The organism is Acetobacter fallax (assembly GCF_011516735.1).
GTDB lineage: Bacteria > Pseudomonadota > Alphaproteobacteria > Acetobacterales > Acetobacteraceae > Acetobacter > Acetobacter fallax.
In genome coordinates this window covers 53,291-71,865 of record NZ_WOSX01000014.1, presented here as the reverse complement: position 1 = coordinate 71,865, position 18,575 = coordinate 53,291, and the positions used below count along the sequence as shown (strand labels likewise).

Annotated in this window: 17 protein-coding genes; 16 read left to right on the top strand and 1 reads right to left on the bottom strand. The window is 60.0% G+C overall.

Features of this window, described 5'->3' with window-relative positions:
• The first annotated feature begins 26 nt into the window (after positions 1 to 26).
• The 5 genes from GOB85_RS09120 to GOB85_RS09100 are packed head-to-tail and all read left to right on the top strand — an operon-like array spanning position 27 to position 4,184.
• Positions 27 to 2,006, top strand: coding sequence for a heme lyase CcmF/NrfE family subunit (locus tag GOB85_RS09120; protein WP_173577203.1), 1,980 nt, complete (start codon positions 27 to 29; stop codon positions 2,004 to 2,006).
• Positions 2,003 to 2,599, top strand: a complete 597-nt coding sequence (locus tag GOB85_RS09115; protein WP_173577204.1) for a DsbE family thiol:disulfide interchange protein — start codon at positions 2,003 to 2,005, stop codon at positions 2,597 to 2,599. The genes GOB85_RS09120 and GOB85_RS09115 overlap by 4 nt, the downstream gene beginning before the upstream one ends.
• Positions 2,596 to 3,072 (top strand): cytochrome c-type biogenesis protein, encoded by a 477-nt coding sequence (locus tag GOB85_RS09110; protein ID WP_173577205.1) that lies wholly within the window; start codon positions 2,596 to 2,598, stop codon positions 3,070 to 3,072. Before GOB85_RS09115 ends, GOB85_RS09110 begins: the two co-directional genes overlap by 4 nt.
• A gap of 39 nt (positions 3,073 to 3,111) precedes the next feature.
• Positions 3,112 to 3,843, top strand: coding sequence for a c-type cytochrome biogenesis protein CcmI (gene ccmI, locus GOB85_RS09105; protein WP_173577206.1), 732 nt, complete (start codon positions 3,112 to 3,114; stop codon positions 3,841 to 3,843).
• On the top strand, positions 3,840 to 4,184 hold the full coding sequence (locus GOB85_RS09100) for a hypothetical protein (RefSeq protein WP_173577207.1): 345 nt from the start codon (positions 3,840 to 3,842) through the stop codon (positions 4,182 to 4,184). The genes ccmI and GOB85_RS09100 overlap by 4 nt, the downstream gene beginning before the upstream one ends.
• Before the next feature lie 456 nt (positions 4,185 to 4,640).
• Here the strand turns inward: GOB85_RS09100 and GOB85_RS09095 are convergent, their stop codons facing one another.
• Positions 4,641 to 8,483, bottom strand: a complete 3,843-nt coding sequence (locus tag GOB85_RS09095; RefSeq protein ID WP_242011399.1) for a glycoside hydrolase family 99-like domain-containing protein — start codon at positions 8,481 to 8,483, stop codon at positions 4,641 to 4,643.
• Between the two features lie 167 nt (positions 8,484 to 8,650).
• Here GOB85_RS09095 and metX point away from each other — a divergent pair, with 167 nt between their 5' ends.
• From metX to purF, 11 genes are all read left to right on the top strand, one after another.
• Complete coding sequence (metX, locus tag GOB85_RS09090; RefSeq protein ID WP_173577208.1) at positions 8,651 to 9,883, top strand: homoserine O-acetyltransferase MetX; 1,233 nt, start codon at positions 8,651 to 8,653, stop codon at positions 9,881 to 9,883.
• Between the two features lie 40 nt (positions 9,884 to 9,923).
• Complete coding sequence (gene metW, locus GOB85_RS09085) at positions 9,924 to 10,586, top strand: methionine biosynthesis protein MetW (protein ID WP_173577209.1); 663 nt, start codon at positions 9,924 to 9,926, stop codon at positions 10,584 to 10,586.
• Positions 10,583 to 11,506 (top strand): BadF/BadG/BcrA/BcrD ATPase family protein, encoded by a 924-nt coding sequence (locus tag GOB85_RS09080; protein ID WP_338421689.1) that lies wholly within the window; start codon positions 10,583 to 10,585, stop codon positions 11,504 to 11,506. Before metW ends, GOB85_RS09080 begins: the two co-directional genes overlap by 4 nt.
• A 404-nt stretch (positions 11,507 to 11,910) precedes the next feature.
• Positions 11,911 to 13,176, top strand: a complete 1,266-nt coding sequence (locus tag GOB85_RS09075) for a DEAD/DEAH box helicase (RefSeq protein WP_173577210.1) — start codon at positions 11,911 to 11,913, stop codon at positions 13,174 to 13,176.
• Positions 13,177 to 13,494: 318 nt separating this feature from the next.
• Entirely contained in the window at positions 13,495 to 13,848 is a 354-nt protein-coding gene (locus tag GOB85_RS09070; protein ID WP_173577211.1) for a hypothetical protein, read from the top strand.
• Entirely contained in the window at positions 13,845 to 14,000 is a 156-nt protein-coding gene (locus tag GOB85_RS09065; RefSeq protein WP_173577212.1) for a hypothetical protein, read from the top strand. The genes GOB85_RS09070 and GOB85_RS09065 overlap by 4 nt, the downstream gene beginning before the upstream one ends.
• 54 nt (positions 14,001 to 14,054) lie before the next feature.
• On the top strand, positions 14,055 to 14,537 hold the full coding sequence (ybaK, locus tag GOB85_RS09060; RefSeq protein ID WP_173577213.1) for a Cys-tRNA(Pro) deacylase: 483 nt from the start codon (positions 14,055 to 14,057) through the stop codon (positions 14,535 to 14,537).
• A 540-nt stretch (positions 14,538 to 15,077) separates the two neighbouring features.
• Entirely contained in the window at positions 15,078 to 15,797 is a 720-nt protein-coding gene (locus GOB85_RS09055; RefSeq protein ID WP_173577214.1) for a glycosyl hydrolase 108 family protein, read from the top strand.
• Positions 15,798 to 15,857: 60 nt separating this feature from the next.
• The gene (locus tag GOB85_RS09050; protein ID WP_173577215.1) at positions 15,858 to 16,217 is read left to right on the top strand and encodes a nucleoside triphosphate pyrophosphohydrolase family protein; all 360 of its coding nucleotides are present in this window, start codon (positions 15,858 to 15,860) and stop codon (positions 16,215 to 16,217) included.
• A gap of 154 nt (positions 16,218 to 16,371) precedes the next feature.
• A complete protein-coding gene (locus GOB85_RS09045; RefSeq protein WP_242011401.1) occupies positions 16,372 to 17,016 on the top strand; it encodes a CvpA family protein in 645 nt (214 codons plus the stop codon).
• A gap of 51 nt (positions 17,017 to 17,067) precedes the next feature.
• Entirely contained in the window at positions 17,068 to 18,567 is a 1,500-nt protein-coding gene (gene purF / locus GOB85_RS09040) for an amidophosphoribosyltransferase (RefSeq protein ID WP_173577217.1), read from the top strand.
• Positions 18,568 to 18,575: the final 8 nt, after the last annotated feature.

Below are 18,575 nucleotides of genomic sequence, written 5' to 3'. Positions count from 1 at the left end.
TTCCCCGGCAACCGGAGTCCGAACGTATGAGTCCCGAACTGGGTCGTTTCGCCCTGTCTCTGGCCTGCGTGTTCGCGCTGGCGCAGACCATTCTGCCACTGATCGGCGCGCAACGCCGCGACCGTCGCCTGATGGCCGTCGCCCCGGGACTGGCGGTGGGACAGCTGATCGCCCTGGCGGCATCATTCCTGTGCCTCGTCAACGCGGCGATCACCAACGATTTCTCCGTCTCCAACATTCTGGAGAACAGCGCCGTCGCCAAGCCCCTGCTCTATAAAATCAGTGGCGTCTGGGGAAACCACGAAGGCTCGATCCTCCTCTGGGCGATGATTCTGGGCATCTGTGGCGCCGCCGTCGCCGCGTTCGGACGCAACCTGCCCTCCGCGCTCCGTGCCCGCGTTCTCGCCGTGCTCGGTGGTGTCGCCGCCGGGTTCGAGCTGTTCTGCCTCACCACTTCCGACCCGTTCGACCGTGTCTGGCCTGCCCCGCTTGATGGTCAGGGCATGAACCCCCTGCTCCAGGATCCGGGCCTCGCCTTCCACCCGCCCATTCTCTACACCGGCTATGTCGGCTTCGCCGTTCCTTTCGCCTTCGCCATCGCCGCACTCATCGAAGGCCGCGTCGATGCCGCCTGGGGCCGCTGGGTCCGCCCCTGGGCCGTCGCCGCCTGGGCCTTCCTGACCTGCGGCATCGCGCTCGGCTCCTGGTGGTCGTATTATGTGCTCGGCTGGGGCGGCTACTGGTTCTGGGATCCTGTGGAAAACGCCTCCCTGATCCCCTGGCTCTCCGGCACAGCGCTGATGCACTCGGCTGTTGTGGTCGAGAAGCGCGAAGCGCTGAAAATCTGGACGGTCCTGCTCGCCATCGCGACCTTCTCATTCTCGTTGTCCGGCACTTTCCTCGTCCGCTCCGGTATCCTCAATTCCGTCCATGCCTTCGCCCAGGACCCGGCGCGCGGCATCTTCATTCTCGGCTTGCTGGGCGTGGTGATTGGCGGATCGCTGGTCCTGTTCGCATGGCGCGCCCCTTCGCTCACAGCGGGAGGCCTGTTCGCGCCGGTCTCGCGTGAAGGCGCGCTGGTGCTGAACAACATTCTGCTTTGTTCGCTCTGCGCGGTTGTGCTGACCGGCACGATGTATCCGCCGTTCATGTCACTGCTGTTCGGCAAGACGATTTCAGTCGGCAAGCCGTTCTTCGATGCCGCAACAGTCCCGCTGGCTATTCCGCTCTTCGCCGTCATGGGGTTCGGACCGATGCTGCCCTGGAAAAGGGCTCAGCTCTGGCCGGTGCTGCGTCGTCTGTGGATCGCAGCGCTCGTCACACTTGGCGCTTTCGCAGTCTGCCTGTGGGGTCTGTCCGGCGTGCTGCCCGTGCTGTGCGCAACGTTCGCCGTCTGGGTGATCGCCACGAGCGTGACCGATGTCACGGGCCGCGTGGCACTGTTCCGGGTTCCGCTGTCGCAGAGCCTTCAGCGGGCAAGGTCGCTGCCCCGTTCGGCATTTGGCGCGGCGCTCGCTCATGCCGGCGTTGGCGTGACGGTACTTGGGCTGGCAGCGATGTCTCAGGCCCAGCATCGCATCGTCGAGGTCCATGTCGGGCAGACGGAAAGCCTGGCAGGCTATGACTGGACGCTGACCGGCGTGAAGACCGAACCCGGTCCGAACTACGTGGCAATGGTGGCGACGATTGAAATCCGTCACAACGGTCGCATTGTCACGGTGATGCATCCCTCCAAACGCAGCTTCAACTCGCAGAATCAAACGACGACGGAGGTTTCCATTCACACCAACGGACTGTCCGATCTGTATGGCGTGATTGGCGACCGGCACGGCACGGACGCAAACCCGACCTATGTATTGCGCCTGCATTATAACCCGCTGGCGCCGTGGATGTGGTTCGGTGCGCTGATCATGGCCATGGGCGGCGCCCTGTCGCTGTCCGACCGGCGGATGCGGGTTGGCGCGCCCCGCCGTGCGCCCATGCCTGATGCGGTGGCCGCGGAATGAGCGACGATCTCCGTTCCCCTCCGTCCGGCGCTTCCGGTGATGTCACCCGCCGGCGACTGATGATGGGCCTGCCGCTCGCAGGCGCCGCGATCTGCGGTGTCGCCTTCTGGAAAATGCTCGCGGGTATGCAAAGCGGGTCTTTCAATCCGCACGACATCAACGCACCTGTCACAGGGCGGCCGGTACCGGTCTTCACCCTCGCTGATCAGATACCGGGCACAGGCTTTTCCACGGCGGATCTCCGGGCACTGTCAAAGCCGGTGCTGATCAATTTTTTCGCGTCATGGTGCATTCCGTGCATCGCCGAGATGCAGGCACTGCTCGATCTGCAGAAGCGGTTGCCGATCTGGGGCGTGGCTTACAAGGACAAGCCGGACAATGCGGCCGGGCTTCTGAAACATGCCGGCAATCCTTATGCGCGGATTGGCAGCGACCGCGAGGGCCGGGTTGCCATCGACTGGGGCGTTTCAGGGGTACCGGAGAGCTTTCTGATCGCGCCTGGTGGCACAATTATCTGGCACAGCGCGGCCGGACTGGACAATGACGAGGTTGCGGCCGGGCTGGATGGCACGCTGAAGAGGATCGGCGGATGAGCGGCAAATCTGTCTTTCGCCGTGTCCTGTTGCCGCTGCTGGTGGTGGTGTCGATCGGCGGTCCGGTAGTGGCTCTCGCGGTCGATGACCCTTCCGAAATGCTCCCCGACCCGAAGCAGGAAGCGCGTGCCGAGGCCATCGGTGCCCAGCTTCGATGTCTGGTCTGCCAGAACGAATCGATCGAGGACAGCAGTGCCGGACTGGCGCGCGATCTGCGCAAAGTCGTGCGCGAGCATGTGTCGGCGGGTGAAAGCAATCGGCAGGTCATTGACTGGATGGTCGCCCGCTATGGCAATTTCATCCGGCTCAGCCCTCCGGTTACGATTGCGACCCTCCTGTTGTGGGGAATGCCGGTCCTGGCGCTCGTGACCGGCCTTGTCGCCGCTCTGCTGGTGTTTCGCCGCCGCCCCCAGGCGACGCCGCTCAGTGCTGCTGAGCAGGCGCGTCTTGATGAGCTTACGCGTGGCGACTGATCGCTCGCGTCACATTTTCTATGTTTTCCGGGCTGTTTCATGATCTGGCTTAGTATCGCCTGCCTGAGTGTTTTCGCTCTGCTTCCTGCCGCTTTCGCTCTCTGGCGACGTGCTGTGGCGCGCGACGAGCGCAGTGCCGCGCTTGAACTGCACGAAGCGCAGCTTGTCGAACTGGACAGAGATCTGTCCTCCGGGATGATCGCGCTCTCTGAGCATTCCGTGGCGCAGCTGGAAATTCAGCGACGCATCCTCGTCGCGGACCGCGCCCCTGCTGAAATGGCCGACCGCGCTGCCCGGAACCGGGTTTTCATTGCCCTGGCTCTCGTTCCGCTCGTTGCGGTCGGGCTCTATCTGACGGGTGGTGGCCATCCCGGCTTCCCGGCGCAACCGCTGGCCCCACGGCTGGAAGCTGTTCACGCCCATGATGAAAAAGCCGGGAAGGCAATCGATCAGCTGAAACAGACACTGTCCGTGCTGCCGCCCGGCGATCCCAGTATTCGCCAGGGATATCTGCTGCTGGGACAGGCTGAAGCGTCCCGCGGGCATGACGCGGATGCGGCGGTCGCCTGGCGGAAGGCGCTTGATCTTGAATTCGCGCCGGAACTGGCATTGCAGGTGGCGGAAGAACAGGTCCGGTCTCAGGGGCGAATCAGTGCCGACAGCCTGGCGCTTTATCGCCGTGCGCTTGATGCCGCACCGAAGGACGCGCCGTGGCGTCAGGCAGTGCAGCAACGGATCGCGCAGGGCGAGCATGACCAGGAACAGCCATGATGACGGACCGGTCTGAGAGCGGAGGTGAAGACCGGCGACAATCGACGCCTTTGCCAATGCGGACTCCGGAGATGTCGGGCCTCCAGCTTTGTCCGGTCTGTCACGGCAAGATGAGACAGACAGCGGAAATCTGCCCGCATTGTGGCGCTGAGAAGCATTTCGGCGCCACATTATGGGAAATGGTGCGCTTTGTTCTGGGCGGCCTGGCGCTTGGTGTGCTGTTCACCGTTGTGACGCGGGCCGGATGGGCCGTCGGTGCCATCGCGATTGCGGCCTGCGTAGTCATTGCATTCATTATCGGCCAGGGTCGCCACGGACATCGCTGGATGAAGCGATCCTGAAGCCAGCGGTCAGAGAAACTGACCATTACGGGAATTCTCCCTGCATCCTGATGTATTAAACAAGTCAGTTTTCGGGGAAAGCACCACAGGCGCCAGGTTAAAACCGCGCAGTAAAGTGCGCTCCGCCCGTAATCGGCAGGGGTCGCAGATCTCTGGAAACCAGACTGTTAATCAACAGATCGGGGTGAAGGGGTCTGCGACCCCTGCCGGGTTCGGGCAGAGCCCGGTCTTCTGCTATACTGAGGGTCTGTCTGGCCTTTGACCTGTGTGAGACTGGCGGGTGCGGGACTGGCAGGGCTCTGCCCTGGAACCCGGCAAAGGCTCGCCTTTGCAAATCGTTTTATGATCAGCAAACCGGGGTGCAGGGGCCTGCGGTCCCTGCCGGGTCCGGGCTGAGCCCGGACACTCTCATCGGCAGGTCAATCTTCACAACCTCTGGTATAACCCTTTGAAAAATCACAGTACACTACGCACCCTGACCGGAACGTCCTCGTCTTCGGGAGCCGCAGAGGTCGAAACCGGCGGCGCAAACTGCCTGGCAAGCTCTTCCAGGTAGGCCTTCTGGCGTTTTCTGATCGTCTTGTCCGGTCGCATCTTGTCGTTGACGACCTGATGAACGCGGGAAATTTCAGCCAGATGAGCATCCGGGGCCAGTTTCCCGGTCGCCGAAGCCTGATGGCGACGATGCGCGTTCAATGGGCGCTCGACATAAGCGACCTGCACGCCAGGCTGATTGAGCAGTTCGATATACAGCCGCCAGTCGCCAGCGATGCGAAAGGATTCGAGATCCGCACATCGTGCCAGCGCGGCCTGGAGAGCATCGCGCCGGAACAGAACAGCGCTGGCGTTCATAATAAGATTTCGCTCGCCCAGGCAGTTCGCCACGAAAGCAGGACCGTCATGAATCCCGTCATGCTGCAAAGCCGTAACGCCGGAGGTGGCATAATAAGGCTTGTAGCTGTCATAGAGCGGCGCCCCGTCAGTATCGATGGCGCGGCTGTCGCAGAACGCCATAACAGCGTTCGGAGCAGCATCAAGTGCCACGCTGAGACTGGTCAGAAAGGCCGGATCGGCAATGTCATCAGCTTCCGCGACCCAGATCCAGTCGCCACGGGCTTCGTTCACCGCGCGGCGCCATTGTGCGAAAACCGAGCCCGAACCGCGCCGGGACGGAATGATACGGATCTTACGGTCCCATTCCGTTGCGACTGCTTCGGCCACGGCCACACTGTCGTCGGCAGATGCGTCGTCCAGCACTATGATTTCGAGCACCGGATAAGTCTGGGTGAAGATCGAGCTGAGCCGCGCGGCGAGATAACGGGCGTAATTATAAGACAGAACGACAACCGAAATCCGTCGCCGTTCCGGTGCGGCCAGATCAAGCAGACGCTCCGCATAGTGGTCGAAGGGAAAAAAGCCGGCGATCTGTCTGGCCAGACTGGCGCGTTCACGCAGCCCGTCGTTCAGGCCACGGGTTGCAAGCGCAACGGCCCGCCGTGCCATCCGTGTCGTGTCAGCGAGGGGCACGGTCGCCGCCATATCGTCGGTACCCAGAGTTTCTGTGATGCGGGCAAGAAGATCCGGCGCGCCACCTGAGCCCTGGAAGGCCACGCAGGGCAGACCAGCGGCCAGAGCTTCCATGACAACAGACGGATAAGGATCTTCCCGTGAGGTCAGCACGAAAACGTCAGCGGCAGAGAGGTAATCCTGTACGGTGTCCACATGGCCAGGCAAATGCAGACGGCCGCTTTCGAGCGCCTGTCCGATTTCCGCCCCGAGCCAGTCGCGCAATGCGGGGTCAGGGTTGCCCAGCCAGATAAGATGTGTCCGGCCCTGCACTGTTTCGTCAACGGACTCGGTCTGGCACCAGAGCTGAAGGAACAGATCGAACCCCTTGCGCATATCCCCGTAACCGGAACCGAGAATCAGCCGGTCTTTCGGAGAAATGCCAAGTGATTTCCGGATCGCCTGGCGCCTTTTGGGAATGAAACGGATTGGCGTGTAGAGGCCCTGCGGCAGAATTTCGGTGGCGTGTGGTGGCGCCGGCAACAGCGCAGTAACACGCTGCGCGACGGTCGTTGCCGGGAACACGGTCATGCGGGCGGCAGCAACGGATCGGGAAAGCGGCTCAGCAAGCCGTCGGTTCGCGATGATGGCCGGAAGTTCATGCACAAGCTGGATAAACCGGATTCCGGCAGCGCTCAGCGTATCCGTCAGACCCGACGCGCCGGCGGTGTTGACGATCGCATTAACATATCCCTCCTTCGCAAAGCTTTCCAGGCGGGAGAATGCTGCCGGATCATTGGGCGAGAGAAATTCCACGCTGCCGATTTCGCGGTAACGCTCCGTCAGGGCGCCCCCGTCGAGCAGCACGAACAGAATATCAAGACCATGATTGCGCCGCAGAGCCCTGCCGATATTCAGAAGCAGCATCTGCGCCCCGGCGGGGAACGTGTCATGGCCAACGAGCATCAGACGGCGCGGGGCCGTGTCCGCGCAGAACCCGGTGACTGCTCTGGCCGTCGCATTCAGGAAGGCGGCGCCAAAATGCTGATCCGGCTCAAGATAAGCCCCCTCAGCCCATTCGTTCCAGGCATTGATACAGACCAGTGGCTGCCCGAAGAACGGCGCCTTTCGGGCTTCATCGATCAGCCCGGAAAGCCATCTCTCATAAAGCGCCGGTGTCGAACCATGCATCACCAGTCCCGCGCCCTGACGCCGGGCATCATTGTCCCATGACGGAGCCGCCGTACGGATCAGTGGGAAATCGGGCGTGGGCATGTCGAGGGCGTTATCGACGACCTGACTGTAATCGTAGATCTGGCCCGTGAACTCCATGTCGAACAGCGCCATCTGCGGATTGATGCAGGACAGGCCACCAACCACCTTGTGAGGCGGAAATTCAATGGCGCCATCGATGCCGAATTTCTCCGGTTCGTTGTCACCGAAAGACTGGCTCATGACAAAAATCGGGTCGGCGCCACAGGCATCGAGGAACAGGCGTCGCCAGCGGGCGATTGTCGTTGCGCAATGAGGAATAACGCCTGGCCGGTAGACCATCAGCAGCGGGCGCCCGTCGATATGGATATAACGCGGGTCGCTGAAGTGGCGGACAAAGCAGGCGATCAGCGCCGCTTCATCCTCGGGTCTGAAATCCTGGGCGATGAGCACATCGTCCTCAGACCCGTCCCAGCGCCGGCTCCAGTTTTCATTGGCCCACATCAGACAGAAAGGCAGATCGATATCCGGACTGGCCAGCAGCATTTCCAGCGGACTGTCGAGCAGCCGGGTGCCGTTAAACCAGTAAAAATAAAAGACAAACCCCTCAATCCCCGCCTCACGGGCCATTCTTGCCTGTTCGCGCAGAATATCGGGGTTATCGAGTGTATAATGCCCCAGATCACGTGGGATGCGCGGCTGATAATGGCCGAGAAAACGCGGCATGCCGCGTGTCACATTCGTCCATTCCGTGAACCCGGTGCCCCACCATTCGTCGTTTTGAGGAATCCGGTGGAACTGGGGCAGGTAATAAGCAAGAACACGGGCTCGCCGGACAGCCGAAGCTGGCAGCGGCTGACGTGTTTCAAAAAACGGCCCGGGTCGCGTGTTGCGGCGCTGTTCACTGAACACGTTTGTTTCATCAAGACGTGCACTGGAATGGACACCCGGACGGTGACGATTCTCCAGATAATGCACCAGCGGGTTGGTGTCCGGGTCGGTCGCAAGGTAGCGGGCCCGGTAGAAAAGAGGGTCGAAATCAGCGAACGGGCGTCTGGCCTCTCTGAATCCCTGAACCATGTAATGTTCGAGCGGGTCCACGCCCGCCTGCGCCACGTCCGGATAAATTCTGAGATAAAACGCCGGATCGAACTCCGGCATCGGACTGACATCGGTCCGGTGGCGGTTCAGCAGATAATGCCGCAGAAGCAGCATGCCCTCCGGAACCGGATAAGTCTCGCGGTACCAGACAGGATCAAACCACGCGATCGGGCGACGCCCCTCGGCTTCGCCGGTGGTGATATAATGCAGCAAAGGATCGCCGGTCACTTCCGGATTTTCGGCGACATACCAGTGTGGATCGAAATACTGATTGGGGCGCCGGCCTTCGCGCCAGCCATGCTCAATATAGTGCGCCAGTGCTGCCGTACCCAGATCGGCCAGATCAGGGTAGGTGATGGTGTAGAATTCTGTGTCAAAAAGGCCGGAATGTCCGATGATCCGGAGAGAAGTAATATCACATTCCTCAGGTGAAGAGCTCGTGGAAGCCGTAGTCTTGTGAGTCTCACTCATATCGCTCATAATAGCTCTATTCCACGCGACTTCTTTATATTCGTTAATTAAACGTTAATCAAAAAACGGTCAATCAATCGCGATCAGGAAACGAAATACCCTCTTATCTCCGGTTGTTCTTGATCCCGGCAGCGTTCGCCCGTATGTGGCTGTGGCTCAAGGGGTCTCCGGAATTTATGGACCAGACTGACATTCCCGCGCCGGTCGAGCATGATCGTGCCGTATTTCCTGATGGACTGACGCTCGACTGTGGCACTGTTCTGGCGCCCGTGGAGATCGCGTACCGGACGTACGGAACTCTCGCTCCGGAGCGAAATAACGCCATCCTGGTCTGTCATGCCCTGACGGGAGACCAGTATCTGGCCGAAACCCACCCTCTGACCGGTCGGGCCGGCTGGTGGGCGCGGATGGTCGGGCCGGGAAAACCGATCGATACAAACCGGTTCTTTGTCATCTGTTCAAATGTACTGGGTGGCTGCATGGGCTCCACAGGCCCGCGGTCGCCGCGTCCGTCTGCGTCCGATACGCAGGGTGAGGCCGGCACGGATGATGTGGCGGAGCCATGGGGAACGGATTTTCCGCCCATCACGATCCGTGACATGGTTCGCGGGCAGCACGCACTGGTCAGGCATCTCGGCATTGAGCGCCTGTTTGCCGTCGTGGGCGGATCAATGGGCGGCATGCAGGTGCTCGAATGGGCCGCGACCTATCCGGAAATGGTCTTCGCCGCGATGCCGATCGCGACAGCGCCCTTTCACTCAGCGCAGAATATCGCCTTCAACGAAGTCAGTCGTCAGGCCATTTTCGCTGATCCGGACTGGCATGGCGGCCGCTACTGGGAGGTCGGCGCAATCCCGGCTCGCGGCCTGGCGGTGGCCAGAATGATGGCGCATATCACCTATCTGTCGGAAGAAGCGCTGACACGGAAATTCGGACGTCGTGTCCGCCGGGAAAGCACGCCACCGGCAACCCCCTGCACCGTGGCGGAACCACAATCCCTGTCTCTCTTCGGTGAGATTTTTGAAGTGGAATCCTACCTCCGCCATCAGGGTTCAAGTTTCGTCCATCGTTTCGATGCCAACTCGTATCTGACCATCACACGGGCAATGGACTGGATGGATCTCGGGGCAGAGCATGACGGCGATTATGCCGGGCCGTTCGCGGGAACAGCAACCCGGTTCTGCGTCATTTCATTTTCTTCAGACTGGCTGTTTCCAACATCGCAGTCCCGGGTGCTCGTCCGGGCTCTGAACCGTGCGGCAGCGAACGTGTCTTTCGTGGAGATCGGGAGTGACAAAGGCCACGACGCGTTCCTGCTCGACGAACCGGATTTCGACCGCACCGTGCGTGGCTTCCTTTCGGGAGCGGCAGAGCATGCCGGACTCGGACATCACGCAGCCGAAGCATAAGGATTGATCGTGATGTCTTTCCGGAAGGAACCATCCTGATATGCGCCTCGATCAGCGACTGATCGCCGGGATGATAACGCCCGGCACGCGGGTGCTGGATATCGGCAGCGGCGATGGTGCCCTGATCGATCATCTGTTCCGCACCAGAGGGTGTGACGCGCGGGGAATTGAAATCGATATGGGAGAGGTCACGCGTTCGGTGGCGCATGGCCTGCCGGTCGTGCATGGTGATGCTGACCACGATCTCGCACATTATCCGGATGGCAGCTTCGATTATGTGGTGCTGCAGCGGACATTGCAGGCTGTCGAACGGCCCCGCGAGGTTCTGCGGCAGATGCTGCGAATCGGTCGTTATGCCATCGTATCTTTCCCGAATTTCGGACACTGGGAATTGCGACTGAAGCTGCTCACAAGTGGCCGCATGCCCAATACGGCGGTGTGGAACACACCATGGTACGCCACGCCAAATATTCATCCCTGCACGATCCGGGACTTTCTGGCCCTGTGCGGGGAAGAAGGATATCGCGTCCATAACTGGATGGCTGTTGACGAAGACGGAGAGCGCGCGCCCTGGCGGCGCTCCATCAGACTTGCCAATCTGTTTGGCGAACAGGCGCTTTTTCTGCTGGGCAAAACACCCGGAGGAGAAGGGCGGCGCCGTGGCCCGGAGATATCCTTGTCTGACGCGGAGAAAAAACGGTGAGTGCTTCCGTATCCGCCTCCGGGGTGCAGACTGTTCTTGCGGCCATTGACGGCGGCGCGACGAAAACGATTGTCCGGCTCGCCCTGCCCGATGGCACGGTGCTTGGTGAAGGACGTAGCGGGTCAGCCAACATTGCGAGCGATATTCATCTGGCCTGTCAATCGGTCCGGACCGGCGTGGATGAGGCATTACGCAAGGCCGGTCTCTCACCGGCTGATTTCACCTCCGGCGCATTGCGTATCTTCGCCGGGGCCGGCCTGGCCGGAGCGGAAGTCGCGGACAGCGCGCAGCGGTTCAGTCACCTGTGTACAGACTTCGCAGGACTTGAAATCCGGACTGATGCATTTACGTCCTGTCTCGGGGCACATGGTGGTGCCGATGGCGCTGTTGTGGCGGCCGGAACCGGCAGTGTCGCTTATGCCATCCGCGGGGCTGAAATTCGCCGTGCCGGAGGATGGGGATTTCCCCAGAGCGATGAAGGCAGTGGTGCCTGGATAGGCCTTGAAGCCGTGCGCCATATGCTGAACGTGCAGGATCGGCGCACTCCGAAATCCCGCTTGTCGTCCCGGTTATGGGCGCATCTTGTCGAAACCGGACACGACCCGCTGTGCTGGAGTATCGGCGCTTCGGCCGCGCGGTTTGCCTCTCTCGTGCCGGTGGTGGTGGAAGAAGCGCGGGACGGCGAACCGGTCGCCGGGTCCATTCTGAATCGCGCCGGGGCTGAACTGGGGCGTCTTGCAGTTGCTCTGCTGTCAGAGGAGGGGTTTTCGTTGTTGTCATTCTGCCTGCTGGGTGGTCTGGCTCCGGTTATCGCGCCGCATCTGCCGGAGATCGTGCGTCACAGGCTGACACCGTCACAGGGAAATGCCGTGGACGGAGCAATGAGGCTTGCCGTTCGGGCATATGAAAGCACCATTTAAAAACAGGCGTTACGTTTCGTCAAAAAACTATTTCTGAAGTGCTTCTGATGGTGAAACTAATTGAATTTACTGGATAAAGATTGATTCGGGTATATTTTATGAAATTAAATATATAATCCTTTATCCCCGCCTGTGCTAAAAAACCCAGACAGCCAGCTTGAAAATCATGCTAATTTGGCATAGGATTAACTCGTTTGGCGAGGTCGGTATTTTTGCCGGTTCAGAAAAGCCGGCTCTGTTTCTACAAAGGTAATGTCGCACACAGATCAGCGTTCGCGCCGAAAACGGTCGCTTCGCTGTAAGCCTCGCAAAGCCGGGCAACAGACATAACCCCTTACTTTGGAAAGCGACGGCCTCCCGGAAGCCTTCGTTATTTCTCGCGCACCAGGAGGCGTTTTATCTAGATGACGACGTTTGCCGATCTCAAGCTTGCCGAACCGTTGCTACGTGCCCTCACTGACGAGGGGTACACCACGCCAACCCCAATTCAGGCAGGGTCCATCCCTTATCTTTTACAGGGCCGTGATCTGCTGGGCCTCGCCCAGACCGGTACAGGCAAGACGGCAGCTTTCGCTCTGCCCATTCTCCATCATCTTCTGACGCACCGGCACAGTCCGACGCCAAAAGGTGCCCGCGCGCTCGTGCTTGCGCCAACCCGGGAACTCGCGTCTCAGATTGACGCCAGCTTCAAAGCCTATGCCCGTCATATGAAACTGACGCACGCCGTCGTCTTCGGTGGCGTGGGGCAGGGCCGTCAGGTTGAAGCCCTGCGCCGCGGTGTCGATGTTCTCGTTGCCGCTCCCGGCCGCCTGCTGGATCTGATGGGCCAGGGCCATATCGATTTGCACAGTCTGGAAATTCTTGTTCTCGATGAGGCGGATCGCATGCTGGACATGGGATTTGTGCGGGATATCCGACGCATCGTCGCTTCTCTGCCACGCGAACGGCAGACTCTGCTCTTCTCCGCCACCATGCCACGCAGCATCTCGGAACTGGCCAATTCCCTGCTGCGCGATCCGGCCACGGTCGAAGTCACGCCGCCGTCCAGCACTGTCGACCGTATCCGTCAGGCTGTGATGTTCGTTGAGCAGGACAAGAAGAAAGAGGCCCTGCTTCTTCTGATGAATTCACCGAAGGTCGCCAGAGCCGTCGTTTTCACGCTGATGAAACATGAGGCCAATAAAGTTTCTGAGTTTCTCAACAAAAACAACATTTCGTCGGAAGCGATCCACGGCAATAAGTCACAGGGTGCGCGTGAGCGCGCCATGTCAGGCTTCCGGTCCGGCAGCGTGAAAGTACTTGTCGCAACGGATATCGCCGCTCGTGGCATTGACGTTGATGATGTCAGCCACGTTTTCAACTACGATCTGCCGAATGTGCCGGAAAGCTATGTTCATCGGATCGGGCGCACCGCGCGTGCGGGGCGCGAAGGCTGGGCAGTCTCTTTCTGTGATCCGGAGCAGCGTGCCTGGCTGCGGGATATCGAGAAAACGATTGGCAAGAGCGTACCTGTCGTACGGGATCACCCTTATCATTCCGACACTGCCGAGAATTCGACAATGAGGCCGCCCGTGCTGGGTGGTGGCGGTCGCGGTCGTGGCGGGCCGCCGCGAAATGGTGGTCGCAGCGGCGGTGGGCGTCCTGGTGGCGGAGCGCGCCGCGTCGCCTGATCAGAAACAGATCAGGCATCCCGGATCGTCCGTCGCGTTTTGTGCGGCAAAACACGTTCCGGGATAATCAGCTTTCAGAGGGCGTCCACCTTTCCGGTGTGACGTCCTTTCTGATTCTGGCATCGTGAAAACAGACATCACCACCGAAGGTTTATGAAGACGGATAGACTACCCGTCTGTTTCCACATGATCTGACAGTATATGTTTGTATATAGTTACTTCCGAACTTCGCGGTCTGTCTTTTTTCTTCTGTTTTGTTCACTCTGTACCGGGTGTCTGTCTCATCTGTCAGGAGGCGCACGGACGCAACTGGTCACGATGCCTCTGCCGGATCTTTTGTCCTGTGCGGGAAAACCGGCCCGCACGATGCAGATTTCACAGACGGACTGGATTCTGTCCTATGATCAGAACGAACCGGTACAGCCTGCTGTGACCCTTTCATCGACGTTGCCGCCCGGTATTACGCCCACTCTTGCGCTCGGTGCCAGCGGCACCTGCCATACGGTCATCCGGGTTCATGCGGGATATGTCGCGGCAGTGCATTTCACGGGCGTCACGCTCAGCATGGCGGGACCAACAGCCGCCTGCGCGCCGCTCATCAGGGAATGTGTTGAAAACGCTGACCGCACGTCTCTGCCAGCGGATTACGATGCCGGGAAATGGCTGCGATGACGTCCTGGTGCACCGGTGGCTGGTACGCCTGGCGAAATTCAGAAGGAAAAAGAGTCCTGCTTCGTTATGTCGCCGGTGACTGGTCGGATGAATACGGAACGCTTTTTGATGAAGCTATATTGCAGGCGCAGGGATGGCGGATTGAAACCTGAACATCCTCACCGGTGCAGACTTTGCCTGTACGGTCGATGTGATACGATGCCGGCATGACGAAGACCACGCCCGCCACGGCTTTTCTCAAACGGAAAAATATCGCGTTTGAGACGCTTGTTTATGATTATGACCCTTCCGTAGAAAAACTCGGCGTGCATGCCGCCGCCGCCGTGGGCGAGCCGCCGGAACGCGTGTTTAAGACCCTGATGGCGGAAGTAGACGGCAAACCGGTCTGCGTTGTGATCCCCGTTGCGCGGGAACTCAGCATGAAGAAACTGGCCGCCGCATTTTCAGGCAAGAGCGCGAAGATGATGAAGCCGGCGGATGCCGAGCGGATCACCGGATACAGGGTCGGCGGAATCAGCCCGTTCGGACGGCGAAAGCACGTGCCCACGGCTGTAGCTCAGGAAGCGCTGGAACTGTCCTGCATTCTGATGAACGGTGGCGGGCGCGGTGTTCAGGTGAAGCTGGCGGTTTCTGATGCGCTTGCTGCGATGGACGGTGTGATAGCTGATCTGCTCGCCTCAGCGGATTAATACCAGCCAGCATAAAGCCAGCCTGCGCAAAGATTGACCGCCGGGAAGAAAACCGGGCTCTGGCAGGGACCGCAGGTCCCTGCACCCCTGTTTATTTATAATAAACTGGTTTCCAAAGGCTCTGTTGTCATGAGGTGCTGGCACCTTCTCAGGATCTTACCCAGGAACCCGCCAAAGGTCGCAAACTTTTGGAAACAGGCTTAACGGCTTTTATCAACAGATCGGGAGGAAGAGGGCATCGTGTGCAGCACGCCTTCGCGTGACGACCCCTTCCGGGTGCGGGCAGAGCCTGGTTCTTTTGCTAACCCTTTAAAAAATCACAGACCAGCACATAACGACAACTGAGCTTTTTAAAAAGCGTTTTAAAGAAATTACAAAACAGCTTTCCTGAATTCAGGAAGACGTCTCTGATCTAGAAAACACTTTTCGTTATAAGACATAATCCTGAATCCGGGGACAGTTACACTCTGGCTTTGGCGGCCGGGCCGTTCGTGACGCACGGTGTGCCGGCCATTTCCTCCAGATCCGGAGATTTTCCTTTTGACCGGCCAGAATTTTGACGCCTGCCTTGATTTCGTGAGGACCGCGGAGGGTGGGTACAGTAATGATCCTAAAGACACGGGTAACTGGCTGCCCGAAGAGAATGGTAGCAAAGGTGCTCTGATCGGCAGTTGCTATGGTGTCTCCGCCCCCATGCTCGCATCATGGATGCAGCCTGCGAAAATCACCGAAGATGACATGAAAAATCTCGATCTCGCGACATTCGATGCCATTGCGCGTTCCCGGTTCTGGAACCCGCTCGCCTGCTCGGCACTGTCTGCCGGAATTGATCTCATGGTATTCGATTTCGGATGGAACTGCGGCGTTCATCTGTCGGCGCATCTTCTCCAGCGTATGACGGGAGCCACCCCTGACGGCATCATCGGCAATCGCACCCTCACGGCGCTGAGTCAGGCTGAGATTGACGACATCCTGCCTCAGATCGATCCTGATGCGCTTTCAGTCCTCCACGCGCGTCTCGGTCTGCCACCAAGCAGCGGGATCGGACCCGAAGTCAGGCGCGCCCTTGCCCGGCGAGGCGGTATGGATCTTCTCATGGTGCTGGTGCTGTCCGGCATGCAGGAGCGTGAATATCGGGCGCGATCCGGTTTCAGGCGGTGGGGCAGAGGATGGCTGGCGCGCACACGGCGTCGCACGGAAACGGCACTGGCAATGGTCACCGCGGCAACGGTTCGTGAAGCACACGCCGTTCCATTCTGATGCGGGCGGATGTCGTGCGGCTGATTGACCGCACGGCCCCGCGCTCGTCATGATAAGGGGATGACAAATCGCCCAACCGATGCTGCCACCGGCCTGTCTCCTCTGCCTGCGCGTCAGGTGGAGGAGGCCGGCACAGACGATACACATGCCATCGCTGCCGAATTTGGCAGCATCACGGTAGAATGTGCCATTGCAGCCATTACCGGAAACAGCCAGGGCGTGGTGCGGGGCAGCGCTGCTTTTCTTGAGGCCCTGTTCCGGCTGTGGAGCGAGCAGGATCTTGATCCGGATGCAGTCTGGAACGAACTCCATGCCCGGATTGAGATGGGTGAACTCAGTCTACGCCTGAGTCGCGCGTCCGGCCGTCATCGCCCGCGACGGGTTGGCCCGTGGCGGGTTGCAACCAGTAAACTTCCTTAAAAGACGTTATGTGGCTTTATCGCGCTCCTGACGGCATAAACGGCCCTGACGCAGGACTCGCCAGCCCTCCGATGACTCGTTTTGCCCTGTCAGATTTTGCCATATCAAAACCCTTCCGCGTGCGGACAACGCCATTGCTGCGATCCCTGTGACGATGTGGTCTCATTTTGTGCCGGACTGGGCTTCCGTGGGGACTGCGGCGCAGTCTTCCATCACCGTCGTCACGTCCAACCCGACAGGCGCCCCGGCTGTCCTGATTGACCTGATCCTGCTAGTCTCGGTTTTTTATGGCGCGAAGCGGGGGCTGTCGCGTGAACTGCTCTCGGCGGCCGGATGGATCGCCGCGCCCTTTGCCGCCATGGCCTGGAAACAGAATTTTGCGCACTGGGCCTTTCCCTCGGTGCGGCCTCAGACAATGGCGAACCTGCTCGGGTTTTGCGCGGTGTTCGTGATCGTTCTGGTGGTGTCCGGTATTCTGACCAGCATATTTTCCCACCTGGTCCGCAAATCCGTGCTGGCTGATCTCGACCGGCTGCTCGGAGGCGTTTTTGGCGCGCTGCGCGGTTGCATCGTCGTCGTGACGCTCTATTTTGTGAGTGCGTGGGTTGCGGCACCCGGAGGGGCATTGCTTTCCGGTCTCTCAGGGGGCACTTCCTATGCAGGTCCAGCCGCGGCTCTCACATATCTGGCGCCGATGCTGTCCAGATTTATGCCGTCCGGCCTTGCACAGGACGCCGGCACGCGTCATGACCTCGCCGGGCAGGAACTGCCCGATGAAGCCCATACACAGAAACCCTGACGCATCGGCGCAGAGCGCGCGCAATGGATGGTCAGGGAGGGATAAAGATTGATGTCCGACAGGCATTCTCTCCGGCAGGCGCTGACCACGCACCCCTGGTCTGACGCCGTGCATGATCATGATGACAGGTTTCATGAGGAATGCGCCGTCTTCGGGGCATGGAATGTCGCGGATTCCTCCGCGATCGCAGCGCTGGCGCTGCATGCGTTGCAGCATCGCGGCCAGGAAGCCTCCGGGATCGTCAGCTACGACGGAAAGAAATTCTCTTCTCATCGCGGGCTGGGCCTGGTCGGTGACGTGTTCAGCGATCCGAGAGTCATGGCCGGCCTGCCAGGCCCAAACGCCATCGGTCACAACCGCTATTCGACCACCGGTGACACGCTCCTGCGCAACGTGCAGCCGCTGTTCGCCGAATTCGAGTTTGGCGGCCTCGCCGTCGCGCATAACGGCAACCTGACCAACGCCAACACGCTCCGCCGGGCACTGGTGCGCCGGGGATGCCTGTTCCAGTCAACGACCGACAGTGAGGTGTTCATCCACCTCATCGCCATCTCGCTCTACGCAACCGTTGAGGACCGTCTGATCGACGCCCTCAAGCAGGTGCAGGGCGCCTATTCCCTCGTGGTCCTGTCGCAGGAAGCCCTGATGGGCGTGCGCGACCCGCTCGGCGTCCGTCCACTGGTGCTGGGCAAGATGCCTGGTGCTGCGGCAAATGACGCTTCGGGCTGGATCTTCGCCTCTGAAAGCTGCGGCCTGGACATCATCGGCGCCGAATTCGTCCGCGACGTGGAGCCCGGCGAACTGGTGATCATCGACCGGGACGGTATCCGCTCCGTCAGGCCATTCGCACCTGAACGTCCCCGCTTCTGCGTCTTCGAATATATCTATTTCGCCCGCCCCGACTCGGTGCTGGATGGCGTGCCGGTCTATAACGCCCGGAAAAAAATTGGCATCGAACTGGCCCGGGAAAGCGGTGTGGACGCCGATGTCGTGGTGCCGGTGCCGGATTCCGGTGTGCCCTCCGCGATGGGGTTCGCGCAGGAAAGTGGCATCCCTTTCGAGCTTGGCATCATCCGCAACCATTATGTCGGGCGCACCTTCATTGAACCGACGGATCAGATCCGGAATCTCGGCGTGCGGATGAAGCACTCGACCAATAAACCGGTGCTGGACGGCAAGCGCGTCATTCTCGTCGATGATTCGATCGTGCGGGGAACCACATCGCGCAAGATCGTCGATATGGTGCGGGCCGCCGGCGCGAAGGAAGTCCATATGCGGATTTCGTCGCCGCCGACCCGCCATTCCTGCTTCTATGGCATCGATACGCCGGAGCGCAGCAAGCTGCTGGCGGCACAGTATGATATCGAAAAAATGGCCGAACTGATCGGTGTCGACAGTCTGGCCTTCATCTCGTTCGACGGGCTTTACCGTGCTCTGGGTCACAAGGGACGGGACGCATCACAGACCCGTTACTGCGATGCCTGTTTCACAGGTGATTATCCGATTCCTCTTGTCGATCATGACACGGAATTCGGGCCCGGCACGGCCTGAGGGTCACC

What these genes read in the sequence shown, in the direction of transcription:
- GOB85_RS09120 (WP_173577203.1), top strand. Translation starts at nt 27, where the DNA reads ATGAGTCCCGAACTGGGTCGTTTCGCCCTGTCTCTGGCCTGCGTGTTC.
- GOB85_RS09115 (WP_173577204.1), top strand. Translation starts at nt 2,003, where the DNA reads ATGAGCGACGATCTCCGTTCCCCTCCGTCCGGCGCTTCCGGTGATGTC.
- GOB85_RS09110 (WP_173577205.1), top strand. Translation starts at nt 2,596, where the DNA reads ATGAGCGGCAAATCTGTCTTTCGCCGTGTCCTGTTGCCGCTGCTGGTG.
- ccmI (WP_173577206.1), top strand. Translation starts at nt 3,112, where the DNA reads ATGATCTGGCTTAGTATCGCCTGCCTGAGTGTTTTCGCTCTGCTTCCT.
- GOB85_RS09100 (WP_173577207.1), top strand. Translation starts at nt 3,840, where the DNA reads ATGATGACGGACCGGTCTGAGAGCGGAGGTGAAGACCGGCGACAATCG.
- GOB85_RS09095 (WP_242011399.1), bottom strand. Translation starts at nt 8,483, where the DNA reads ATGAGCGATATGAGTGAGACTCACAAGACTACGGCTTCCACGAGCTCT.
- metX (WP_173577208.1), top strand. Translation starts at nt 8,651, where the DNA reads ATGGACCAGACTGACATTCCCGCGCCGGTCGAGCATGATCGTGCCGTA.
- metW (WP_173577209.1), top strand. Translation starts at nt 9,924, where the DNA reads ATGCGCCTCGATCAGCGACTGATCGCCGGGATGATAACGCCCGGCACG.
- GOB85_RS09075 (WP_173577210.1), top strand. Translation starts at nt 11,911, where the DNA reads ATGACGACGTTTGCCGATCTCAAGCTTGCCGAACCGTTGCTACGTGCC.
- GOB85_RS09070 (WP_173577211.1), top strand. Translation starts at nt 13,495, where the DNA reads ATGCCTCTGCCGGATCTTTTGTCCTGTGCGGGAAAACCGGCCCGCACG.
- GOB85_RS09065 (WP_173577212.1), top strand. Translation starts at nt 13,845, where the DNA reads ATGACGTCCTGGTGCACCGGTGGCTGGTACGCCTGGCGAAATTCAGAA.
- ybaK (WP_173577213.1), top strand. Translation starts at nt 14,055, where the DNA reads ATGACGAAGACCACGCCCGCCACGGCTTTTCTCAAACGGAAAAATATC.
- GOB85_RS09050 (WP_173577215.1), top strand. Translation starts at nt 15,858, where the DNA reads ATGACAAATCGCCCAACCGATGCTGCCACCGGCCTGTCTCCTCTGCCT.
- GOB85_RS09045 (WP_242011401.1), top strand. Translation starts at nt 16,372, where the DNA reads ATGTGGTCTCATTTTGTGCCGGACTGGGCTTCCGTGGGGACTGCGGCG.
- purF (WP_173577217.1), top strand. Translation starts at nt 17,068, where the DNA reads ATGTCCGACAGGCATTCTCTCCGGCAGGCGCTGACCACGCACCCCTGG.